Origin of the sequence: Ohtaekwangia kribbensis (genome assembly GCF_042676245.1) — a bacterium.
In the GTDB taxonomy this organism is placed as follows: domain Bacteria; phylum Bacteroidota; class Bacteroidia; order Cytophagales; family Cyclobacteriaceae; genus Ohtaekwangia; species Ohtaekwangia kribbensis.
This window is the reverse complement of sequence record NZ_JBHTKA010000004.1, coordinates 32,205-57,370: the sequence shown is the minus strand read 5'-3', so window position 1 is coordinate 57,370 and position 25,166 is coordinate 32,205. Positions and strand designations below refer to the sequence as shown.

16 protein-coding genes are annotated in these 25,166 nt (G+C 44.5%); 9 read left to right on the top strand and 7 right to left on the bottom strand.

Going from position 1 to position 25,166, the window contains the following annotated elements:
• Positions 1-82: 82 nt before the first annotated feature.
• The 3 genes from ACFQ21_RS13395 to ACFQ21_RS13385 form a co-directional block, all read right to left on the bottom strand.
• Positions 83-1,276 carry a hypothetical protein gene (locus ACFQ21_RS13395; protein ID WP_377579715.1) on the bottom strand — a complete coding sequence of 398 codons (1,194 nt, stop codon included), beginning with the start codon at positions 1,274-1,276 and terminating at the stop codon, positions 83-85.
• A gap of 386 nt (positions 1,277-1,662) precedes the next feature.
• The gene (locus ACFQ21_RS13390; protein ID WP_377579714.1) at positions 1,663-3,045 is read right to left on the bottom strand and encodes a PorP/SprF family type IX secretion system membrane protein; all 1,383 of its coding nucleotides are present in this window, start codon (positions 3,043-3,045) and stop codon (positions 1,663-1,665) included.
• The gene (locus ACFQ21_RS13385) at positions 3,042-6,125 is read right to left on the bottom strand and encodes an InlB B-repeat-containing protein (protein ID WP_377579713.1); all 3,084 of its coding nucleotides are present in this window, start codon (positions 6,123-6,125) and stop codon (positions 3,042-3,044) included. The genes ACFQ21_RS13390 and ACFQ21_RS13385 overlap by 4 nt, the downstream gene beginning before the upstream one ends.
• A 932-nt stretch (positions 6,126-7,057) precedes the next feature.
• Here ACFQ21_RS13385 and ACFQ21_RS13380 point away from each other — a divergent pair.
• The 6 genes from ACFQ21_RS13380 to ACFQ21_RS13355 all read left to right on the top strand — a co-directional run bounded on the left by ACFQ21_RS13380 (position 7,058) and on the right by ACFQ21_RS13355 (position 16,648).
• Positions 7,058-8,128, top strand: coding sequence for a DUF3500 domain-containing protein (locus ACFQ21_RS13380; RefSeq protein WP_377579712.1), 1,071 nt, complete (start codon positions 7,058-7,060; stop codon positions 8,126-8,128).
• A gap of 52 nt (positions 8,129-8,180) precedes the next feature.
• A complete protein-coding gene (locus ACFQ21_RS13375) occupies positions 8,181-9,902 on the top strand; it encodes a DUF3500 domain-containing protein (protein ID WP_377579711.1) in 1,722 nt (573 codons plus the stop codon).
• Between the two features lies 1 nt (position 9,903).
• A complete protein-coding gene (locus tag ACFQ21_RS13370; protein ID WP_377579710.1) occupies positions 9,904-11,193 on the top strand; it encodes a HupE/UreJ family protein in 1,290 nt (429 codons plus the stop codon).
• A 353-nt stretch (positions 11,194-11,546) separates the two neighbouring features.
• Entirely contained in the window at positions 11,547-12,410 is an 864-nt protein-coding gene (locus ACFQ21_RS13365; protein ID WP_377579709.1) for a helix-turn-helix domain-containing protein, read from the top strand.
• Positions 12,411-12,712: 302 nt separating this feature from the next.
• The gene (locus ACFQ21_RS13360) at positions 12,713-14,005 is read left to right on the top strand and encodes an acetyl-CoA hydrolase/transferase family protein (RefSeq protein WP_377579708.1); all 1,293 of its coding nucleotides are present in this window, start codon (positions 12,713-12,715) and stop codon (positions 14,003-14,005) included.
• 267 nt (positions 14,006-14,272) lie between these two features.
• Complete coding sequence (locus ACFQ21_RS13355) at positions 14,273-16,648, top strand: ABC transporter permease (RefSeq protein ID WP_377579707.1); 2,376 nt, start codon at positions 14,273-14,275, stop codon at positions 16,646-16,648.
• A 10-nt stretch (positions 16,649-16,658) separates the two neighbouring features.
• Here the strand turns inward: ACFQ21_RS13355 and ACFQ21_RS13350 are convergent, their stop codons facing one another.
• The 3 genes from ACFQ21_RS13350 to ACFQ21_RS13340 all read right to left on the bottom strand — a co-directional run bounded on the left by ACFQ21_RS13350 (position 16,659) and on the right by ACFQ21_RS13340 (position 20,569).
• Entirely contained in the window at positions 16,659-19,307 is a 2,649-nt protein-coding gene (locus tag ACFQ21_RS13350) for an ABC transporter permease (RefSeq protein WP_377579706.1), read from the bottom strand.
• Positions 19,304-19,648 (bottom strand): PadR family transcriptional regulator, encoded by a 345-nt coding sequence (locus ACFQ21_RS13345; protein WP_377579705.1) that lies wholly within the window; start codon positions 19,646-19,648, stop codon positions 19,304-19,306. The genes ACFQ21_RS13350 and ACFQ21_RS13345 overlap by 4 nt, the downstream gene beginning before the upstream one ends.
• Before the next feature lie 273 nt (positions 19,649-19,921).
• Positions 19,922-20,569, bottom strand: coding sequence for a carboxypeptidase-like regulatory domain-containing protein (locus tag ACFQ21_RS13340; RefSeq protein ID WP_377579704.1), 648 nt, complete (start codon positions 20,567-20,569; stop codon positions 19,922-19,924).
• A gap of 88 nt (positions 20,570-20,657) precedes the next feature.
• On the opposite strand from ACFQ21_RS13340, the gene ACFQ21_RS13335 reads away from it, so the two are divergent.
• The 3 genes from ACFQ21_RS13335 to pruA all read left to right on the top strand — a co-directional run bounded on the left by ACFQ21_RS13335 (position 20,658) and on the right by pruA (position 23,574).
• Positions 20,658-21,074: an ArsR/SmtB family transcription factor gene (locus tag ACFQ21_RS13335; RefSeq protein ID WP_377579703.1), complete on the top strand. Its 417-nt coding sequence runs from the start codon at positions 20,658-20,660 to the stop codon at positions 21,072-21,074.
• Between the two features lie 113 nt (positions 21,075-21,187).
• Positions 21,188-21,883, top strand: a complete 696-nt coding sequence (locus tag ACFQ21_RS13330) for a YjjG family noncanonical pyrimidine nucleotidase (RefSeq protein WP_377579702.1) — start codon at positions 21,188-21,190, stop codon at positions 21,881-21,883.
• A 59-nt stretch (positions 21,884-21,942) separates the two neighbouring features.
• Positions 21,943-23,574, top strand: a complete 1,632-nt coding sequence (gene pruA / locus ACFQ21_RS13325) for an L-glutamate gamma-semialdehyde dehydrogenase (protein WP_377579701.1) — start codon at positions 21,943-21,945, stop codon at positions 23,572-23,574.
• Between the two features lie 103 nt (positions 23,575-23,677).
• On the opposite strand, the gene creD is transcribed toward pruA, so the two are convergent.
• A complete protein-coding gene (gene creD / locus ACFQ21_RS13320) occupies positions 23,678-25,138 on the bottom strand; it encodes a cell envelope integrity protein CreD (RefSeq protein ID WP_377579700.1) in 1,461 nt (486 codons plus the stop codon).
• Positions 25,139-25,166 lie beyond the last annotated feature (28 nt).

The following is a 25,166-nucleotide window of genomic DNA, read 5'->3' as shown; positions in this document are numbered from 1 at the left end:
ATTAATAAAGAACAACAAACAAGCAAAGCTGTTCGTAAATTCCAATGGCAGCAACGTGGGTAATCGAGGTATACAGAGCATGTTACTCCCTGGGAAAGTGAACTCCGTCCACATCATCCAGTCTTGCAATAATTCCCCAGCCATAAAAGTAATTCGTCAGTCCGATCAGAATCTCATTATTGCCTTGTTGCAGCGGTAATTTTATAGTTGTGTTCTCGATCGTGCACCGGCCTCCTGGAAATTTTTGAGCGGGTGTTCCGAAATGATTCTTGTCAATGTATAACAGTTGTCCGTTTACGAATAGCCAGATCTCATCACTGAATCCTAAATTCAAGGTGCGCTCCTGTATGCGATCCGACACGATCGTTGTCTTCAGCCACGCGAGTCTTCGTTCCGTTTTTTCTACATGACCAAAGTTTCGTGTTAAGTTCACCATGCCGCGATTCTCTGCATGTATAGTTGTCCACCGCGTGGTGCTGTCGGGCAACTCTGGTTTTGCCGGTGTTCCTCCCATATAGGGCAACGCCAGTACGATGTCCTTTCCTTGCGGAAGCGTTCGTGCTGCACTCACTTTCCAATGACGCAAGTACCGCGTGTCGTTACAAGTTGAAATATAGCCTGGTGCCGCTGGTAAATCCTCAACTACATCTGGTCGAAGCACGAGGTTCGCGATGGTTACTTGTCCACCAAAGAAAAAAATATGGCCATTCGAAAGTCCGCCTTCCAGTTCAGGAACAATCAGCGCAGGGCGGTTCATGTCGTTAACGTACGCTTTCATTTGCTTGCCGGATATAACAAGCTTTACATGATTCCAACCCGAAAGATTTAGTGTAGCACCGGATTGATATTCATCCGTGAGATCCCATATACTCATGTCATCGATAATCGCTGCGTACTGTAGTGTTGTACGATTTTCCGCAGATGAAGCACCGCCAAAATACCGGAGATAAAAGTTATCACCGTTCTTTCGGTCATCCGACAATCGAAATACAATGCCGGGGAATCCGCGGCCTAACTCGACATCATATTCAATCGTGCCATTCGAAAATTTATGATTCTTTAAAAACAGCCGGTCGCCATTCGATACATAAGCTGCCTTTACATTTCGATGCGTAATGAATTTGATACTTGCCGTGTCGTATTCCCAGTTGCCGGGTTCCATGGCGATTTTAATCTCTGCATTCTTTTTTGTTTTTGCTTTTTGCGCCCATGCGGGATGCACGAGTATAACGAGGAGCAGAAAAATGATGGAGGTTGTTTGGATTGTTGTTTTCATAAAATCATGGTGTTTGGATTTCTCATCACAAACACGATAATTTTTGATGCAACGACCGACCGGACCGTGTGCAAGTTCAATCCAAACCTGTGCAAAACAAATGTGGCTGCTAGTTGCGTGTATACACAACTTTAGCGGCCACTCGCAAGACGTACATCTTTATGGCTGGATGCCCAACCATTTGCGTTCCTGTTCAATGTTGTATTCTTCTTCCGCGAAAGGTGAACACCTTAGCCAGTTTGCGAAGGTTGGTGCGCCTGAGTATACGTTCCACCACACTGCTATCGGCAAGGTGGCCCTCAATATATAGGGCTGTCCATTACGGAACTTCCGGCAATTGATAGAACGGCTCCGGGATAACCTTAATTCTCGCAGCTCTCTCTTCGCTACGGTATGCTCAAGATCCATGTATCACGAAACGTATAGCGCGACATTTGTCTGTATTTGTCGCGAAGCACTCGCGCTTCGTCTACCGTAGGGGCGTTGTTAAGATGTACTATATAATATTGTTTCTCCGGGTGAAAGGCTATATCTGCCGGATAGCCTGCCCGCTTCAATGTGCGTGCATAGCTTTTTGCATTTACTACTGAACGGAATGCGCCTACTACTACATAATGTCCTGCAGGCAATTCATTACCGGAAAGTGATTTTACTTCTTCCTTTACCGGATCATTAACCGGGGCATTTGCTACAGAAGTTGGTTCGGATTGTTTTGCAATTTGTTGTTTTACAGACGGCTCATGTGATGACTCCCGTGGTGATGTTGTTTTATTGTCCGCTATATCTTCATTCGGATAGCTGTTATCCGTTACGCCAGGTTCGACAGGTTCCGGTTGTGTCGATACTTTACCTTTTAATTTTGATGTCGCTTTACGAAGTTTCTTTTTGCCAAGTTGCACGATCAATTGCAGTTCGTGTGTACCATCACCTAAAGCGTTTGCCTGTTGAGGAGCGAATTCATACGCATATCCTAATTTCAGTTTCTCTTTTACATTGAACCCGACAAAGCCGGTCGCGCCATACTTTTGTCGATAAGAGCCACCGACCCAGGCTATACTATTGATGTGCAACACACCCAGGCCTTCTACCTGACTACTTGTATTTTCATAGGTGCGGTAGGTAATCATAGGCTCGAATATAATCCGACTACTGAATGGAATTTTATAGCTAACCGATGATATTGTAGTTCGTATCTGTTCAATACCCACTTTGTTCAAGTCCTGCTCGGAAGCAACGTAAGTTCTGAACAGTCGTGGTATAGCAAAAGCAATTTTGAAATTCTTTCGTTGATAGTGCATACCAAATTGTCCTTCGAATGACGAAGTGGTTCCGGTAACCGGATCATTGGAATACAGGTCATCTGCATTGACCGATATACTTGTCATACCTGCTGATAATCCGAAGGCAAGTTTGTGATCATCACCAATCTTGTTGCCGAGATATACCTGGTATGCGAATGTGAGCAGGCCCGTGGATGTTTTCAGTACACCGGCTTTATCCTGGTATCCTGTAAAGGCTATACCTGCCCGATAATTTAGTGGTAAATGAATACTTACTGTGCCGGTAACAGGTGCCCCTTCAATACCGGCCCATTGATTGCGATAATTCAGGTATAGCTCTGTATATCCGTTTGGTGCAACAAACGAGGGGTTGTATAGGAAAGGATTTAGAAAGTAATGACTATATACCAGATCCTGTTGCGCCTGTGCGCGACAACTATAGAATACTGAGACAATGAAGACTAAAGAAATTCGAAGTAGAGGTTTCATTTCAATCGGGCAATGGTTACGCTACCGGTTTTTTTAGTGTTATCAGGAAAGTGGATGACGTAGAAGTATGCGCCATCGGGAAGTGGTTTCCCGTTTGATGTTCCGTCCCAGGGTGTTGTATACCCGATGGAAGTATATACTTTCTGTCCCTGACGATTGTAAATGACAATTTCACATCCGTTTAGCAGGTATGCATTTTCAATTTTCCATGTTTCGGTGCTCATGTCTCCTCGGTTATCAGGAGAAAAAAGTTTTGCGGGTTTTGCTTCCGTGGTTGTAACGATTTGTGCCTGAAAGTTTGCTGTAACCGATTTGTTGCTATTCATGGTTACGGCTACAGAAGCGGAAGCGTCAGATATATCACCGCTCCAACCGGTAAATATATACCCGGAAGCAGGCGTGGCGATCAGTGTTACAGTAGTGCCGGCATCATACGTTCCTTTTCCCGTTACAACACCACCTTCAGACGGCACAACGGTAGCGCTAAGCGTATAGGTTATTGTAGTGGTTTGCGCTTGAAAATTAGCTGTAGCCGATTTGTTTCCGGTCATGGTTATTGTTGTAGAGACTGAAGTTCCGGAAGCATCTCCGCTCCATCCTGTAAAAGTATATCCGGCTGCGGGTGTTGCTGTTAGTGTAACTTCGGTTCCCGCATCGTACGATCCTGCTCCGGAGACTGCGCCTCCTGCAGCAGGTGTCGCTGTTGTACTGAGCGTAAATTTGATTGTTGTAGCCTGTGCCTGGAATTTTGCCGTAACCGACTTGTTGCCATTCATGGTTACGGTTGTGGAGGAGGAGGTTCCGGAAGCATCATCACTCCATCCGGTAAATATATAGCCGGCCGCGGGTGTAGCTTTTAATGTTACGGTTGTTCCATAGGTATAGGTTCCCGCTCCCGTCACGGTACCTCCTGCGGTTGGTGAGGAGGTTGTACTCAATGTGTAGTTCTGCAATTGGAAGTTTGCCGTAACTGATTTGTTGCCGCTCATCGTTACAGTTGCAGACGTAGAAGTTCCGGAAGCATCACCGCCCCATCCTGTAAAGGTATATCCGGCTGCTGCAGTTGCTGTTAGAGTAACTACTGCTCCTGCATCATACGATCCTGCCCCGGTTACAGTGCCTCCGGCTGAAGGTGATGCTGCTGCTCCAAGTGTATATTTGGTTGTGCTGCTCTGAGCCTGGAAGTTTGCTGTAACAGATTTGTCGCCATTCATCGTTACAGTTGTGGTTGCGGAAGTCCCGGAAGCATCACCACTCCATCCGGTAAATATATAGCCTGCTGCAGGTGTAGCTTTTAAAGTTGCCGTTGTTCCGTATGTATAGCTTCCTGCTCCGGTTACCGTACCGCCCGCTGCAGGTGAAGCAACGGTACTCAATGTATAGCTCTGCAGTTGAAATTTAGCGGTGACGGATTTGTTGCTATTGATTGTTACGGTTGTGGTTGCGGAAGTCCCGGAAGCATCACCACTCCATCCGGTAAATATATAGCCTGCTGCAGGTGTAGCTTTTAAAGTTGCCGTTGTTCCGTATGTATAGCTTCCTGCTCCGGTTACCGTACCGCCTGCGGCTGGAGAAGCTGTAGTGCTTAATGTATAGCTCTGAAGTTGAAAATTAGCGGTAACGGATTTGTTGCTATTGATTGTTACGGTTGTGGTTGCGGAAGTTCCGGAAGCATCACCACTCCATCCGGTAAATACATAGCCTGCTGCAGGTGTAGCTTTTAAAGTTGCCGTTGTTCCGTATGTATAGCTTCCTGCTCCGGTTACTGTACCGCCTGCGGCTGGAGAAGCTGTAGTACTTAATGTATAGCTCTGAAGTTGAAAATTGGCGGTAACGGATTTGTTGCTGGTCATTGCCACGGTCGTGGATGTTGAGCTTCCGGAAGCATCACCGCTCCATCCGGTAAATGTATAGCCTGTAGCAGGTGTCGCGGTTATTATAGCTGCCGATCCTTCCATATAGGAGCCAGCCCCGCTTACTGTACCTCCCGCTGCTGGTGAAGCCGTTGTATTAAGTGTATAGCTCGTTGTATTATCGCAGGTTGGACTTGTTAAGGTTGCTCCTGCACCTGCCATTACCAGGCTTTTTACATCGGAAGTCGGTGTTATCTTCAATGTATAGGGAGGTGTGAACGCTGTGCCGCTGCCGGCTGTGTTACCGGTGGTGTTGTTAAAAACATTGTCGCTCTTAACCGTGATGGCTGTAAAATTGTTGTCCATCAGGTCGATCGGCTTTTTAACATTTTCAAATACGTTACTCTCCACGAGTATATTTGCTTCGAAGCCCGCCATTACGCATTGAGCTGCTACAGTACTGTTGAAAAGATTATTCACTACATGCACTTTGCCAAATCGTACACGTGGCATGCGTGCTACACAACCTTGTGCCCACCAGCAATGCTGTAATGTAATGCGTAATTTTCCGCGATCTCCGGTGGCACCATCTCCCGAACCAAACAAGTCGGAGAACCGGTGGTCATCGGCCCCACCCGGTCCGTCAGGTATGGGAGCTTTCTTGTATATGAACTTGCACCACGTAATGGAGATATAGTCGGATGCATTTTTTACATCAAGGTTGCCGTCAATTCCATCCTGGTATTCGCAATGATCAACCCAAACGTTTTTACAATTGTCTAATGTCATGTTGTCCCAGCCGTCAACATCGTATGCACCGGGGCCTTCAAACGTGAGGTTTTTGAAAATGAAATTCGAGCAGTTTTTAATATAGAGTATACCGGAGCCATCCTTTGTCTGGTCGTGGGACTCTATTTTGGACCCTGGCAGTCCATATATAGTTTTACCGGATTGATTTTGAAAACTAATTCGTCCTCCTGATGGAATAGTTATTGTCCCGGATACATGCACCACTTTTACGGATGCTGATGTGAGTGCTGCTTTGAGTTCGTTGTACGTTGTTACAACGGTAGGGGTAGCGGTTCCTCCGCCCGTTACACCTCCGTTTTCAGAGGCCCAGCCAACAACCGTACATTGGTCTTGAGCCCGGACTTGCACGGTGCATAGCGTGATAAAACTGAATACAAATAATAAGAATGAGACAGAATAGGCAGGTATCTTCTTCATTGGCTCTTTATGGTTTTGCCCGTTAAGGTGAATTCGATACGCAAATGTATAGGACGGTAACCCATATAGGTTAATGCTAATCTTGCAAGCGATCGGACTGATATTTATTTTCGATATAATACCTTATATATAGGTATGTATATATTTTTCTTATTGACGTTATATTGGATATTATTGGATAAGAAAGATGTGGCGATGTGCCGTAGTAAGACAGAAGAACGAAGGCTGTGTCATTTCATTCCCGGTTTTTGTTATTCTGTTTCGTTTTTTGCAGAAAGCATTTAAACTCATAGGCATATAGGACTTTTTATATTCTATGGCGTTCTGTGCATTCGGGGAACGGTATGCGTTAGGTTATTGCCGGTTTTATGTTTTTATGAAAGATTTTGCCTATAGATATACCGGTATATGGGGAGTAGCTATATCTCTAAATTGTGTATGTTATCACGAGGTAAGTAAATACGATCCGTTGTTCGTGTTCTATCTGTGCATAAGAATGAGTGAAACGTATCGAAGAAAAATCTATCTCTGCCCGTTCTTTGCAAAGCTATAGGAGGATATGCTCGTAAAAAATACATAGTGAATACACTCCTATACATGTTCAGACGTGTAACCCCGCTCATTTATGAAAGAACCCGTTCAATATTCTAATAGTCTTGATGTCCGATCATTCTTATTGGAAAATTGGAGGATTGAAAAATTGCAGGGCTGGAAATCTTCTAAGTAGATCAGATGAAGCACCTCGTTGGCAGCATGTTCTATTTGTGCATAAGAATGTGTAAAAAAGCCTGATAGTACCGGGGTGCCTGATCGTTTTACTGCAAATGCACGGCTGTGATGGTAATTGAGAGAAAAATTATTTTCCTAGAAGACATCTCAGAGGTTCATTTCTATAAGGCACCAAAGCAAAACCTAATATATACTACATGAAAATGAAGAAGAAAAATGTGTGGAGTATAATGATCCCCCTGATCATTGTAGCGGTATTTACGCAGTGTCATAATGATGACGATGATGGAACATCAACAACCTATTCAAGCACAAGTTGTGATTCTGAAACAGGCGTTGCTAGAGTTGTTTGTCTGGCAGAAGCTTTCAAGGCTACATTATCATCTTCACAAGTAGCAACCTTGCAATTAGACTATACATTTTCCAATGCGAAGACATGGTCTAATTTACCGGCTGCAATGTCGGCCCGTAACGGTATTAAACTTGGAAGTTTAAATTCAACACAGTTAACGGCTGCCAAAGCATTGATCGAGGAGATGACGGGTACTACTGCCAACGAAGGTTGGGATGAAGTGCAGCAAGTGTGGCTTGCCGATGACTATCTATATGCTAACGGTGGTGGCAGTGATTATGGCTCCGGTAATTATTACCTGGCTTTTCTCGGTACACCTTCAACGTCAGGTACATTTGAAATTTTGGAGACGGGTCATCATAAGACTGTTGCCAACACCTATGTAGATGGTGTGCTCGTCGGTGCTACACCTCATTTCGAAGCGGTTGAACCGGTATCATTTACATCGGGCTCCACAACCTATGCTCCGATCAGCCAGGAGCGCGATGCGTTCGTTGCATTACTCGCGAGCTTCAGCAGTTCAGAACTCAGCAGTGCAAAGTCAAGCTCAACCTTTACCGATCTCGTATTGGTGCCGGGTAAAGAATGGCAGTTCCCTTCTACATCTTCCGGACTGCAATGCAATGGCTTAACCTCCGAGCAAAAGGAGTTGGTGTTAAATGTGATCAAGACCTATACCAATGATATTGATGATAATGATGCCGCGGCCTTCCTTGAAACCTATACATCGGAATTGGACAATACCTATATACTTTATAGTGGAACAACATCCATGAATACAAAGAATGATTATTTCCGCATTGATGGCCCGCATGTGTGGATTGAGTTTGTTGTAGCCGGTGGTGTTGTATTCCCTTCCGGTATACATTTTCATTCTATCTGGAGAGATCGGTCTACCGACTATGCCGGGACCAAAAGCTAATTACCTGAAAAAAATGCCCCGCTGGTAATAATTATAGTTTCATTTTTTATTTATGAGTAACGAAGTAGAATTTAAAAGAAGTAATGCAGGCAGAACAATCGCGCTGTTTGTTTTCATGTGCGTAATGTTGATGACGGTCTTTATAGCCTGCCAGGATGATGACGATGCTGCAACTACCTCAACAACAGTAACAGCCTTAACGTGTAGCTCCGCTACATTTTCAGCAGAAGCAACCAGTGGTGCTTCTTATTCCGCTACAGCAACGGTGCCTTATAGTGGCGGTAATGGCGTTACTTTTTCAGCAGGCACTGGTATATCTTCTACGGGCGTAACCGGACTAACGGCTACGTTACAGGCCGGTACACTCAACAGCGGAACCGGAAGTATAACGTATAGTATAGCAGGTACACCGGCTTCATCGGGTACGGCTTCTTTTGCTATAGCATTCGGTGGTCAGTCGTGTACATTGTCGTTAACCGTAGCGAGCTCGTCCATTTCGGTCAGTGCCTTGAATTGCAGCGCTGCTACATTTTCAGCGGAAGCTACGAGTGGAAGTTCTTACTCGGGCACGGCATCGGTTTCCTATACCGGAGGCAATGGTGCGTCTTACTCAGCAGGGTCTGCAATCTCATCAACCGGAGTAACAGGACTTACAGCAACACTGGTTGCCGGTACATTAGCAAGTGGATCAGGCAGTGTAACGTATACTATATCCGGTACACCGACTTCATCCGGCACGGCATCCTTTGCTATATCATTCGGTGGACAGTCTTGTACACTGTCATTAACAGTAAGTGCATCCGCGGCAACAGCAGACTGTGATTCTCAAACAGGCGTTGCTAAAATTGTTTGCCTCGCGGAAGCATTCAAAGCTACACTTTCATCTTCACAGATATCAACCCTGCAATTGGACTATACATTTTCGAATGCTAAAACGTGGTCTAATTTACCGGCAGCTTTGTCGCCTCGTATCGGTATCAAGCTGGGTAGTTTAAGTTCTACGCAGTTGGCTGCAGCTAAAGCATTGATACAGGAGATGACCGGTACCACAACCAACGAAGGCTGGGATGAAGTACAACAGGTATGGCTTGCTGATGATTACCTGAACGCGAACGGTGGCGGTAATGATTATGGTTCCGGTAATTATTACCTGGCCTTTCTCGGTACACCTTCAACATCGGGTACATTCGAAATTCTGGAGACAGGTCACCATAAGACAGTTGCCAACACCTATATAGATGGTAAACTGGTTGGCGCTACACCACATTTCGCTGCCGTTGAACCGGTATCCTTTACATCGGGCTCTACTACGTATGCACCGATCAGCCAGGAACGCGATGCATTTGTAGCGTTGCTCGCAAGCCTCAGCAGCTCGGAATTGAGTTCGGCAAAATCGAGCTCAACATTTACTGACCTTGTGCTGGTGCCGGGTAAAGAATGGCAGTTCCCTTCTACATCATCTGGCCTGGTGTGCAGCAGCTTAAGCTCTGGACAAAAAGAGCTGGTGTTAAATGTGATCAAGACCTATACCAATGATATTGACGATGATGATGCCGCTGCCTTCCTGACAACCTATACATCGGAATTGGACAATACCTATATACTGTATAGTGGAACAACATCCATGAATACAAAGTATGATTACTTCCGCATTGACGGACCGCATGTGTGGATCGAGTTTATCGTAGCGGGTGGTGTTGTATTTCCTTCGGGGGTACACTTCCATTCTATCTGGAGAGACCGTTCAACGGATTATGGTGGAACGAAAAACTGATATGTATATAACGAAAATAAAATGGTGGCTTCTGCTGATCTGTATCTTCGGGTATAGATGGGCAGGAGCTCATTCTTTACCAGACAGCAAGGCTCGCCTGAGTGTTCAGTCCGAGCAGGTGGTGATTCAGTTCAGAACTCCATTGGAAGTTTTGGAGATCGGATCGAAAATGCATATCAACTTACAGTTGCAGCAGTCTGTTGATAGTCTCAAACAATACTTACTGCTGCACATGGCTGTTGACGATTCGTTGAACAGTAAATGGCAGATAGTGATCGGTAAAATGTTTACGCAGGAATCTACCGATATAACCATTGGTAAATTCCAGGAGTTTGTCTGTGAAATATACCTTGTGCCAGGTAATGTAAATAGCCTGCGCAATTTTACACTTCATTGTGATATTGTACTGCATCAGATACCGAATCAGTCTATACTCTTTTCAGTGGAGCAGGATTGGCGCAACGGCGTTACGAAAGATAATGCTCAGCAGATTGGTGTGATTGCGTGGGATATACCTTCCGGAAAAATATTCCCGCTTCAGGTTCGTCTCGATGAAGGCAGTTGGATCAAAGGTTTTAAAACGATGTTCACGTTGGGCATGCAACATATTAAGGAAGGCACAGATCATTTACTCTTCATCATTACCTTGTTGCTGCCGGCTTGTCTTTTGGTTGAAAATAAAAAGTGGTCGGGTTTTGCTGGCTTAAAGGTTAGCATATATAAGCTCTTGAAAATTGTAACAGCGTTCACTGCAGGGCACTCCGTTACGCTCTTGGTTGGCGCTTGGGGATGGATATATATACCGTCTCAGGTGGTTGAGATCATCATTGCTGCCTCCATATTGATTTCAGCCATACATGCTGTAAAGCCTTTGTTCTATAGCAAGGAGATTTTTATTGCATTTGGTTTTGGGTTCATTCACGGGCTGGCATTTTCGCAAACACTTACGGAATTGGACATTGATGGCGTTAACCTGTTGTTGAGCGTACTGGGTTTTAACCTGGGTATTGAAGTCATGCAGCTATATATTATTGCACTTACCATACCGTGGTTTATCCTGATGAGTCAGGTACAACAGTTTAAATATTTTAGAAATCTTTTTGCTTGCCTGGTTGCCTTGGCTTCTGTTGGCTGGATTTTACAGCGAGTAACCGGCAACGATAATTTTATCAGTATAGGAGTTGAAAAGATATTCCTGTTGTTTCCGTGGTTGATTGCCATGCTGGGTGCTTTGGCGCTTGTGCTATACGGTTATCAGAAAATATGCAGCAAAAGCATACGGGAAGCGTAGCCGCATTTGTTGTTCTATGTTGTTTCAGGTAATAAATAGTTTTATTCATGAAAATATGTAGCGATTTCCATGCAAGAAGTCGCTATATATTATTTAAAAATCAGCCCGCAGTTTCAAATGCCGGTAACGCAGGTACCAGGAGAATTTCAATGCCATGTATGATTTGATGTTGAAAATCAGCCTGCCTGCAATTTGCCATCAATCTCCGAAGTAATCGCACGTGTAGACAGATTAAGCCCGTACATCTACAGCCTTTATCGTGACTATTGGAACGGTATATTTTTCTATATTTATTTGCATTCTTGAGCTGATACTGTTTTCAAAATTTTGTACCGGGCTCGTGATGTGAAAATATGAAGCTAAAAAATTATAATGGTTTGTATAAAGAGCATGTTGCGTGTACATCGCCATTCTATATTTATTCTGAATCGATTCGCGACCGCAGTGCGTTATTCAACTGGAAGGTAGAGCCTCATCTGCATACCAATTTATACCAGATCTTTCTTATCGAAAGTACATCCGTAAAGGTTGATACAACCTCGGGCGTTCATGAGTTGTCTGCCCCTGCTGCTATATTTATACCTCCCGGCATTGTGCATGGTTTTGAATTTGATACCCATGTTACCGGAAGGATTATTACAATAGCCGATACATTTGTAGATAGTATATTAAAGTCTGCTTCGAATATACAGGTGAAACTGAAAAACCTGAGCGTGATAACGGAGTTTCAGCAAGTGTCTGATTTCAGAGAACTGGTAACACTTGCCTTTGCTGTACACAACGAAGTAGCCGATGAACAGATAGGAAAAGACTTTGCCGTAAAGACATTGGTAAGTTTGTTACTCGTAAAATTGTTCAGACTTATATCGGCATCGTATTGTAATGAAGCATCGGTTAGTTTGTTTGAAGATTACTATCGCGATTTTCAAAACAGTGTAAAGAAGAGTGGGCCGTTTACCAAAAGTGTAGCGCAATACGCGAGTGAACTCAATATTACTACCGTACATCTGAACAGGATATGCCAGGCGGTGGCAGGCAAACCGGCTTCGTGGTTGATACAGGAACATGCCGTACGCGAGGCTCAAAAATTACTGCGCTATACTTCGCAATCTGTTTCTGAAATTGCTTATCAGTTAAATTTCTCGGCTCCGGAATATTTCGCACGTCTTTTCAAGAAACATACCGGCATGACTCCGGTATCGTTCCGGAAACAATAAAGTTCATAGCCCGATTTTTCGGTAACGTTTGGCGTGCAACGGACAGCTACTGTTCACGCCTTGATTGACGAAATTATTCTGTTATTTCTAATTATTTCTGAGCTCATCGCAGTTCTGATAAAAATCAGTTTGCCGACTGATGCGGATCAAAATTTTTAATGTGCACGCCCTATAGTTTTGGTTAGTGAACGATGCGTCTGCGGGTAAATACCGGGTATCATTTTATGCTGCTAACGGCATAGGAGCGAAGCGGTGTTCCAGTCGAAGCACGTAGAAACCATTAACCATTAACGCATAGCAAAATGAAATATATATCAGGCGAAGAAGCGGTAAGCATTATTAAACCTGGCGACCGGGTTTATGTTCACGGTGGGGCAGCAACACCTCATTACTTGTTGAATAAACTGGCAGCACGATCCAACGAGCTGTGGAATGTAGAGATTGTGAGCATCAGCATGCAAGGGGATGTAGTTATTGCCGATAGAAAGTATAAAGACAGTTTCCGCATAAATTCATTGTTCGTTTCACCAAACATTCGCGAAGCCGTGAATGACGGAAGGGGCGATTATGTGCCGATCTTTTTAAGTGAGATTCCCATTCTGTTCAAGCGGGGTATATTACCGATTGATGTTGCGTTGGTGCAAGTATCACCTCCGGACAAGCATGGTTATTGCTCACTGGGTGTATCGGTAGATATAGCAGCAACTGCTGTAAAAACTGCGAAGAAAGTTATAGCGCAGATCAATCCGCGTATGCCGCGTACGTTGGGCGATGGTATCGTAAAGATCGATGCATTCGATGCGGTGGTATATCACGAACAGGAATTGCCGCAGATACTGTGTGCTGACAGTAGTGAGATCTCCATGCGCATTGGCGCTTATTGTGCCGAGCTCGTAGAAGACGGTGCAACGTTGCAGATGGGTATAGGTTCTATTCCGGATGCTGCATTAGCGAGCCTTACTAATCACAAGGAGTTAGGCGTACACACCGAAATGTTTTCCGATGGTATAATTCCGCTTATTGAAAATGGTGTGATCACCAATCAGCATAAGAAAAAATACAGAGGCAAAACCGTAACATCGTTTTTGCTGGGCACACGCAGACTGTATGATTTTGTAGATGATAACCCTGCGGTGGTGGCGCTCAACATCGACTATGTAAATGATACCGCGGTGATTCGTACGAATCCCAAAGTAACGGCTATTAACAGCGCTATAGAAGTTGATATTACCGGGCAGGTATGTTCTGACTCCATCGGCACCTATCACTACTCGGGCGTTGGCGGACAGATGGACTTCGTGCGCGGTGCGTCACTATCAGAAGGAGGGAAGCCGATTATTGCACTGCCATCCATTACCGGTAAAGGTGTTTCGCGCATTGCTGCTTTTCTCAAACAAGGTGCAGGTGTTGTTACTACGCGGGCACATGCTCACTATATAGTTACCGAGTATGGCATAGCATATTTGTATGGTAAGAACATGCGTCAGCGGGCTAAGGCGTTGATTGAGATAGCGCACCCGAACCATCGTGAAGCGTTGGAGCGTGCTGCCTTTGAACGCTTCCGTACCTATGAATTTGAAAGAACGTTGTATTGATATATACCTGCAAGGGCAGGAGGGGCAGAGGGCGTAAACCTGGTATTGCTCCTCTGGTACTCGCAAGATGTAATGATTCGGTCTCTGAGTTTCCCGATATGTCCATTGCCCGATAGCGAACAAATTTCGTACGGTCGTGAATCGGACGGTGTTAAAAAGCGGGCATTTTAAAATGAAAAAGCCACAGACACGCGTGGCATATTCTTGGTATGCAGTAGGGGCAGTCAGTTGGGTACTGGCTGCTTTTTATTTTTTATCTTACTGCTTATGCTGCAAAACTACCTCAAGATTGCTTTCCGGAACCTGCTCCGTCACAAAGCATTTTCATTCATTAATGTTTTTGGTCTCTCCATCGGTATGGCCTGTAGTATACTAATACTGCTTTGGGTACACGATGAACTGAGCTACGATAAATTCCACGAAGGCTCAGACTATATTTACCGTCTTACAGCAGAGCTTCCAAAAGAGAATATAAAGGCTGCAGTATCCTCTGCGCCCATCGCTCCGGCCATACAAAATGCTATCCCTGAAATTGAAAGTACGGTGCGACTTTCCATGGGCGGTGGATTGGACTTGCTGCAAGTGGAAGACCGAAACTTTGAAGAGACTCGGATGTGTTTTGCAGATTCAAACTTGCTTCAGTTCTTTTCATTCAGGCTGGTAAAAGGCGATCCTGCAACAGCCATGTTACTGCCGGAAGGCGTGTTGATCACCGAATCGATGGCGAAGAAATATTTTGGCAATGAAGATCCACTGGGGAAGATCATCCGGAAGAATCGCGCAGAAGATCTTACCATAACAGGCGTGTTGGCAGATATACCCCGGAACTCACACCTGCAGTTTGATTTCATTCAGCCGATGGTTTACCTCGCGCGCACCAACCGCGATCTGAAAGAAAATATTTGGGACAATTTCAACTACTATACCTATGTTCGTCTCGATAAGAATTTTGCCGCGACACCAGCTGCCCTTGCTGCTATCGGGAATAAAGTACAGGACATATATAAGGCAAATGAACCACACCTGAAAGTTGCGTTTAAACTGCAGCCCCTCGCAGATATACATTTGCATTCCAAATTCATGGCCGATGTAGCCGGGCATGGAAATATACAGTATGTATATATCTTTATTGTGGTAGGTATATTTGTGTTGGCGGTAGCGTGTATTAACTTTATGAACCTGGCCACAGCGCGCTCGGCCCGCAGAGCGAAAGAAGTTGGTTTGCGTAAAGTTGCCGGTGCCGTTCGTTTTCAACTGATTCGGCAGTTTCTCGCAGAGTCTTCACTCATTGCCTGCCTCGCGCTGGTAATTGCACTCGCGGTAGTATATGCTGTGCTGCCCGCCTTTAATGATCTTGCCGGCAAATCACTCAGTATAAATTTGCTGAATGTAAAGATGGTTGCCGGTGTGCTGAGCATAACATTGATCACCGGTTTGCTGGCAGGTAGTTATCCCGCTCTTTTCCTCTCTGGATTTGTACCGGTAAAAGTACTGAAAGGTAATCTGAAAGCCGGTGCCGGAAACAGTTTGTTTCGAAACACGATGGTGATCGTTCAGTTTTCGGTTTCGATTATGTTGCTGGTGGGTACGGCTGTGATATACGATCAACTGAAATATATACGTACGCGCAACCTTGGGTTTGATAAAGAGAACCTGATCTATATGCGCATGACCGGTGAGCTGTGGGGTAAATATCAGACGCTGCGCACATCGCTCGAACAAAATCCGCTAACCAGTAATTTTACGTTTGTATCTGATCTGCCAACCAACCTGGTAAGTGGTACTGTGAATGTTGAGTGGGAAGGTAAAGATCCGGAGTCTCAACCCTTGTTCGCAAACATGGCAGTCGATGAGAACTTTATGGAAGTCTTTAATGCGACTTTGCTAAGCGGTCGTGGTTTCTCAAAAGATTTCAAAGCAGATACCGCCAGCTATATCGTTAATGAAAAGGCATTGAAGATCATGAACATCGATCCTGCCAATGCTGTAGGACAAAGCTTAACGCAGTGGGGTAATAAAGGTACGATTATCGGTGTGGTAAAAGACTTTAATTTCAAGCCGATTCAACAACCGATCGAACCGTTGATTCTGCGACTGAATACCTGGGGCGCGTGGGGTGTAATACGGACCAAACCGATGGAAACCGATAGAACTATTGCCGCACTGGAAGGTATATGCAAGACGCTGAACCCTGCTTATCCGTTTACCTATAATTTTATCGACAAAGACCTGGATAATATGTACCAGGCCGAGCAACGCCTCAGCAGTTTGTTTATGGTGTTTGCAGGACTGGCTATATTTATCTCCTGTCTCGGTTTATATGGTTTATCGGCATTCCTGGCCGAGAGACGTACCAAGGAAATTGGTGTGCGTAAAGTTTTAGGAGCATCGGTACCACATATAGTATATCTGCTTTCTACCACGTTTACACGCCCGGTGTTTGTGGCCATGATTATAGCAGGTCCGTTATCGTGGTATGCTATGAACCGTTGGCTTGAAATATTTGCGTATCATGTAGAGATACATTGGAGTATATTTGTGATCGCCTTTTCTGTTGCGATACTGATTGCGTGGTTAACGGTGAGTTATGAATCCATCAAAGCAGCGATCGCCAATCCGGCTAAATCGCTGCGTGATGAATAGTATATCTTCTTTATTCCGATCGTAAACTCTTTACCGGGTTTGCCAGTGCTGCCCGTATCGATTGATAACTTACCGTGAGCAGGGTAATGGCCAGTGCGCCTAACCCTGCCGTTGTAAGAATCCAGGCGCTGATGGCTGTACGATACGCGTACTCCTTCAGCCACTCATCCAATATATAGTAAGCTATAGGAATGGCGATCAGACAAGCCAATACCACCAGCCATACGAACTCTTTGGACAGCATGCCCCACAGGTTGGCAACTGATGCACCCAGCACCTTGCGGATGCCGATCTCTTTGGTGCGTTGCTCAGCAACAAATGACGCGAGTCCAAATAACCCCAGACAGCTAATAAATATAGCAAGGCATGCAAACACCGCAGCCAGTTTGCCAATTCGTTCTTCTGCTCTGAACTTGGCTGCGTACGACTGATCTACAAAATTATACTCGAACGGTAAATCCGGAATTACCTTTGTAAACACAGGCTCTATTTTAGCAATCGCTTCGCTGGTGCTCATAGCCGGATTAAGACGCAGCAACAATACACCTTTATAACCGAAGGTGAAATATACCGAGGGACGAGTAGGCTCGAAGGGCGATTCCATAACCATGTCTTTGATAACACCTATTATGGTAAAGTCTTTGTCTACACCCCACGGACGGTTAGCCCAATGAATAACTTCGCCTACGGGATTTTCAAGTCCCATTTCTTTTGCAGCCGATTCATTAATTACCATCGCAGAAGAATCACCGGCCATGGTAAGAAGGAAATCACGTCCGTCAATAAATTGCCATCCAACGGTCTTGCCGAATTCGGCCGTTACGTTCAAAGTAGCAAAGCCATCTTCTTGCTTGTTCGGATCTTTACCTTTCCAGGTAAATCCTCCGTTGTTAGACCATATACCGGTAACTTCTCCGCCAGCCTCCGCCACTTCAATCACAGCTCCCGTAGCTTTTAATTCCGTACGAATTACATTGGCTTGCTTGTTATATTCATCTGATTTTTTCCACATCGATATCAGTCCCTCGCGGCTATAACCAACCGGTCTGTCTTTAACAAACATGATCTGGTGATAGATTACACCGGTACAGATCATCAGAATTACCGATACTGTAAATTGTAGTGTAACCAGTACTTTGCGTGGTATAGATGCCGTGTTGCGTAACCGGAAAGTTCCTTTGAGTATATGTACCGGGTTGAACGATGACAAATATAGGGCAGGGTAACTTCCGGCAAGCAGTCCGGTGAGGAGTATAAAACCAAGTGCAGTCAGCCAGAAGCCAGCCAGGTGCCATGGCATGGTCATTGCTTTACCGGCCAGTTGATTAAACCAAGGCAATGACGCACCTACGATAACCAATGCCACTATAAATGAAAGTATAACTACTAAAAACGATTCGCTGAAGAATTGTCCAATCAGTTGTCTGCGTACCGAGCCTATTGTTTTACGAATGCCAACTTCCTTCGCACGCTTTTCAGAACGCGCAGTGCTCAGGTTCATAAAGTTTATACAGGCGAGTAATAAAACAAATATACCGATGGCACCCATAAACCATACAATCTGCACCGGGCCGTTTTGCAGAACACCTTCTTTAAAGTTTGAGTACAAATGCCATTTATCCATGGGCAACAGATGTACCTCAGGTTTGTATTGCATTTCCTCTTTCAGGTAGTCGATGTTCTTGATCGCATTCATTTCTGCGTTAAAGATGTTGGCACCGGCACGTTCCATGGAGATGTTGGGTTGTATCTCTACATATACCATCAGGAAGTGATTCTCCCATCCTTGTTTAGCGATCCAGTCTTCCCGTTTCAGACGGAATTTCCAGGGTTCAAAGAAATTTATACCGTGGAACGCTGAGTTCTTCGGAAAGTCTTCATATACACCTGTAACAACCACATCGATAGTACCATTTACCTTTAGCGCTTTCCCCAGCGGATCATCATTACTAAAGAAGGCTTTGGCAGTAGATTCCGAAATCATCACGGAGTGCAGATCATTCAGTCCCGACCACGTACCATATTTCATTTTCCAGGTAAACATTTCAGGCGCACCTTCACCTATATACATACCGGTTCGTGACAGCTTTTTGTCACCTGCAGATAATACGGCACCAAAGCCGGATGTAGGCACTACATGTTTGAAGTTAGCGCCATAGGTGCTTTGAAGTTCTTCTATTAACGGATAGGGTAAATAATCTTGTCCTATAAAATGTTTACCTTGAAAAACACCTCCCTTTATTACCTGCGCGATACGCGGGTAATTGGTGTGATAATGATTGAAGGATAGTTCATCGTATACCCATAAACCTATAATTATAGCGACCGCCATACCTGTAGCAAGTCCGCCTATATTTATAAAGGAATAGCCTTTATACTTCAGCAAATTTCGTATGCCGATTTTGAGATAGCTTTTGATCATTGCATAATGATTTAAGTTGTGATAGGAAGAGGATGGTTTAATGATGCCCGGCCTGAAAAGCAGGAGTACATCAACTATGAATTTTATATCAGCTTTTCGTTTACCATTTGCCGAATTGCGTTCGTGGTATAATTCCATCAGGTCGCCTTCTATATGGTATAGCAGATCAGGATGGCAGTACCATCGGAAGAACCGAAGGAACAGATTGGGGGGATTGGGTTTTATATTGCGCTTCATGACGATGCAATCTTTACCTGTAAAGCAACCTTTGGTATAGAGCGCCACAGATCTTCGCGTGTGTTTCGCGTATATTCCATTGCTTTCTTACCGAGGGCGGTGATCTCGAAATACTTCTTCGGCCGGCCGGCACGTTCTTCTGTTATTTCGCCATCATGCGAGCGTATATACCCTTTGTCTTCGAGTCGCTTTAACGCAGTATGCAGCGCACCCATACTAACATTGCGCGAGAGTCTGTTCTCAATTTCCTTTTTGATGGATACTCCGTAAGCGTCATTGTAGAGCACACCAATGGTGAGAATAACTACTTCTTCGAATTCACCCAGTTGATACTTCTTCATGCTGAATAATTAATTCCTAAATGTAGGAATAATAATGATGCCAGTTTTAAAACCGTGTAATCAGAGTGGAAACCGCTATGCTTGTTAAGAGGAGTGTTCGGTTGTGAACGGAATCCGAACACCGGTGCAGGAGTGCGTAATTTGAAAAAGGATATATACCGGCAATGCTTCGAAGTATACACGTGCAGATAATAATTACGAAGTCTATATAAAATGAAAGAGGGTGTCTTTTTACAGGCACCCTCTTTGGTATTCTTTAAGTATATCGATATACTATTTTTTCTTCTTATTTTTCTTGAGCGAGTTAAAGAACTTCACCCAGTTGAACGGGTTGAGAAACGGGTTGGTAACAGGTTGAAATTTAGCGCTTGTTGAACTTGCCCATTGGTTAAGATAGTATCGCTGGTTCTGATAGCCATCCATGGGTGTAGTCTTAATCATGAGTGCGAGCAGTTCTTCATTCATATTTCGCTTATCGATGCGTTCATCTTCCAGCGGCATGTTCAAAGCAAGTACAGCCTGTTTGAAAACTTCTTCTGTAGGAAATGGCATGATCACGACTTCCGGCAGCAATGTAGTGTCCTGTAACATCGTGATGATGATGGTTTGATACTCAGGAGAATCCTCAGGCACAACAAAAGTCTGGTGCTGATAACCAACCGAGCTGATCAGGATTTCATCGCCTGTCAATACGGGCATTGAGAAAAAACCTACTGAGTTTGTTGTTGTACCACGACCTGCTTTGGGTACATATACGTGTACGCCTGGCACGGGTCTGCCCTTTACAGTGTCTTCTTCAATAACAACACCGGAAAGCTGGATAACACGCTTTTTTTGCTGCGCCTGCGCGACCTGGGCCGTGCAAATAATTGCCAGCAACAATGTTATAAGTGTAGTGGATTTGAGTATGTACGATTTCACGATATGCTTTCTCACTTTTTCAAATATAGGGATAAGGCTTGCAACTGCCTAATTTCCCATACCTTTGGCTGTAAAGCAAGGATGTACCATGCGGCTTAAAAGTTTTAATCTAACGCTGGGATCGCAGATTTTTAAGGCTTGTGCTGACGAATCGCGGTTGCGGATTCTCCACCTCATTTTTATGAATGGCGAAATGTGTATCACGGATGTCGAAAAAATTCTTGATTTTACGCAGGCCAAGACCTCGCGCCATCTCATTTATTTAAAAAATGCCGGCATTGTGGGGCACAGGCGTTATAACCATTGGGTGTTTTACCAGATTAAAGACGAAGTGTTCGAGATCATTAACCAGATCTTCCAGTTTTTGCGCAGAGACTCGCAGCTTCAGCACGATCAGCACATTTACCAAACTTTATTTACCAATCGCGAGTTAGCAGTAAATAACCGCCAGATACAACAATGGCGCAGCGGACGCATGGAAAAAGAGAAATTAAAAAGCGATTAGTTTACGCCCGTTGGTAGCGGCTATACAACCAAATGACCAGAAATCTTTGTTAAAAAGTCTCGCGATCATTTGATTTGAACTTTACAAAATTACGACAAGCATAAGACCGAACCGTGAAAGAGTATACGTGCATTTTTTTTGACCTGGATCATACCTTGTGGGATTTCGAAACCAATTCGCGCGAAACACTTTATGAATTATATCATCAGTATGATCTGCAATCCAAAGGCGTAACATCCATCGAAGAATTTCAAGCTAAATTCAAAGAGGTCAATACAATTCTGTGGGAACTGTATGACACTGGCAAACTCGATAGTGACACGATACGCAAGGAACGCTTCAAGCAGATATTAGGATACTTTGGAGCTTACGAAGAAAAACTCAGCAAAGATATATCGGCCGATTATTTGCAGGCGTGCCCCAAGAAAGGAAACCTGATGCCCTACACCATTGACGTACTCGATTACCTGTACGGAAAATATAAACTCTCCATTATTACCAACGGCTTTGATGAGATCCAACACGTGAAGATGAGCTCGGGTAACATTCACAAATACTTCGATCACATAGTAACATCACAAAAAGCCGGGCATAAAAAACCTTCGCGCGAAATTTTTGACTACGCGTTGAAGAGCTATGCCGCACAATGCCACGAAGCCATTATGATTGGCGACAACCTGCTGACCGATATCGGAGGCTCTCGTAGTGCCTCTATCGATAATGTTTTCTTCAATCCTGAAAAGAACAAGCATGAGAGTGTTGTTACTTATGAGATCAGCTGTCTCTCTGAACTGCGACAGATTCTTTGATTTCGATTACCTTTGCCGCACCATTACAAAATTCATTAACCTATAACTGAGAATAATTTATGCCGAAAGGATTTTTTCAAGTTCCTGATCCGAAGAACGAACCCGTTTTAAGTTATGCTCCCGGAAGTAAAGAACGCGCTGCCCTGAAGAAAGCTATTGAAGAAGCACGCGCACACGAAACAGACATTCCCATGTATATCGGTGCCGAAGAAGTGCGCACCGGAAATAAAAAGAGACTCTCGCCACCACACGACCATAAACATACGCTGGGTCATTTTCACGAAGGCGATGCCAAGCATGTAGAGCAAGCCGTTAACGCTGCGCTGGCTGCAAAACAACAGTGGGCTGATTTAGGTTGGGAACACCGCGCCTCTATATTTCTGAAGGCTGCCGATCTGCTGGCAGGGCCGTATCGCTACAAGATCAATGCGGCCACCATGTTAGGACAATCGAAGAGTCCGTTTCAGGCAGAGATCGATTCAGCGTGTGAGTTGATCGACTTTCTGCGCTTCAATGTATACTTCATGCAACAGATATACCAGGAGCAACCGGCATCATCTCCCGGAGTATGGAATAGAATGGAATATCGTCCGCTGGAAGGATTTACGTTTGCTGTCACGCCTTTCAACTTTACGGCTATAGCCGGTAACTTACCTGCCAGCATGGCGCTGATGGGGAACACCGTAGTATGGAAGCCTGCCTATACGCAGGTATATGCTGCGAACGTAATTATGCAGGTGTTTAAAGAAGCTGGTTTACCGGATGGTGTTATTAACCTGATTTATGTTGATGGACCTGTTGCCGGTGATATTATCTTCAACCATAAAGATTTTGCCGGACTACATTTCACCGGAAGCACCGCTGTGTTCCAGAATATGTGGAAGACTATCGGACAAAATATACATAAGTATAAATCATACCCACGCATCGTAGGAGAGACCGGTGGTAAGGATTTTGTAATGGTACACAAGACTGCGAATGCGAAAGAAGTATCAACAGCGCTTTCGCGCGGTGCATTCGAGTATCAGGGACAAAAATGTTCAGCAGCTTCACGCGCCTATATACCTTCTAACCTGTGGGATGATGTGAAGAAGTTTTTGATCGATGATCTGAAGTCGTTCAAGATGGGAGGCACCGAAGATTTCGGAAACTTCATTAATGCAGTGATCGATGAAAGATCGTTCGATAAAATAGCAGGCTATATTGAGCAGGCCCGCAAGAACCCGATGAACGAAATTATAGCCGGTGGTAAATACGATAAATCAAAAGGATACTTTGTTGAGCCGACTGTGATCGTAACCAAAGATCCATCTTCCGTTACCATGTGCGAAGAGATCTTCGGTCCGGTGCTGACTATATATGTATACCCTGAAAACCAATTTGAAGAAACACTGGAGCTGGTAGATAAAACATCTCCGTATGCATTAACAGGATCTATACTGGCGAAAGATCGTTATGCGATCGAGCTTGCTACGAAGAAACTGTCCAACGCAGCGGGTAACTTCTACATCAATGATAAACCAACCGGTGCTGTAGTAGGGCAACAACCTTTTGGTGGTGCACGCGGTTCCGGAACCAACGACAAGGCCGGAGCAAAAGTAAACCTGCTCCGCTGGGCATCGATGCGCACGATTAAGGAGACATTTGTTACTCCGGTGGATTACCGTTATCCTTTCCTTGATAAGGAATAGGCGTTAATCGTTAACCGTTAATGGTTAATCGTTAATAGATATATACATATAAAAAGCCCGGGGATTTTCCCGGGCTTTTTGTTTTTGAAGAATGATAGCTTTGTTAAGCCTCTACAGCTGTAGGCTCATCCTGCTTATACCATTTAATATTTCTGGAGAAATACATGATCAGCGCAAGCACTATAAACAAGCCGATGCTGCCGAGCAGTAATGAGTAATCTTCCAGTTGGATAATTACGAATATAAATCCGTATACAAATACCAGCACGGCACTAAAGAATATCACCAATGCAGAATTCTTCAGGAACGAAACAGAATATAAACTCACCAGCAACACCGTAGCGGTTGACGCTGCGAGGTATGCTATATTATAATGTATATGCTCGGAGAGCGACAGCAGCAACGTATAGTATATTACCAACGCTACACCTACCAGTAAATATTGAAACGCATGGATACGGATCTTCTTCACAATCTCTACCAGGAATAATGATACGAAGGTGAGTAGAATAATCAGCACGCCATATTTAGCCGTGCGCATACTCTTCTGGTATTGATCTACCGGTATCAGTAATTCTGTTCCGAATGCAGAGCCGGAGAGTTCTTGCTCCGTGCCGGTCCACTCTTGCGCGAAAGGTCTGTTGTAGTGCAGTACTTTCCACTCGGCCATAAAACCATCGTTGTTTACTGTACGATTTATAGGAAGAAACTCTCCGTTAAAACTCGGACTCGCCCACGGCCCTTTTAATTTTACATCCGTTGTTTTACCAGTAGGTATAAAATTGAGCGATGTACTTCCTTTCAAACTTAGTTGTGCAGCTATATCGCCAGTAAAGTCTTCAGCTTTCGTCCACGGCAGTGCAGCAATTATACCAGTCTTGGTGATGACAGATGATGTAGATGTTGCATCGGCATAATATTGGCCATCTACATACCCACTGGTGCTAGAAGGATTTGCCGGAGGACGTATACCAAAACCGATCTGGTTAGAAGGTTCGCTGCTTAAAGCTTGATTGCCCATCTTGAACGAAGGGTTATCGCTGATGCCGCGCAGATCGCTGATGCAGAGTACAAGGCGTGCTTCATTCCAGTGTACATCTTTTTCATCAATGTTTAACTTCTTGAAGTTAGGGCGTTGAAAGGTAGTCTTGATGTCGATGGTTGATTCATATACCGCAGCATCATATATACCGCGGTGTAGTATCTGCGGCTTCACTGTTCCATCGGCTGTTAATGTTTCAGGGAGGAAGTATGCATCCTGAGTCCACTCGCGAATCTCGATGCCATCTTTACCTTTATCAATCTTCTCGCGGTTGGTAAAAGGTATCACGAGCACAGGTCCTGCCAGCGTCTGGTCGCCCGACCATTTCGAAGTAATTTCACTTACCACTTCATGCGCCCGGTATTGCCGTTCGTGAATAATGCTTTCAATCCAGAACTGCGGTATCAGCAGGATCAACGTTAAAAAACCAATCGCGATTAATTTGATAACAATCGATTCGCGAAACCACGCACCAATCTTCTCGAAGATGGTACTTACCGGTGTGCCAGGTTGTGTTTCCATAAGGTATAGATGTATTTAGAAGGTATAG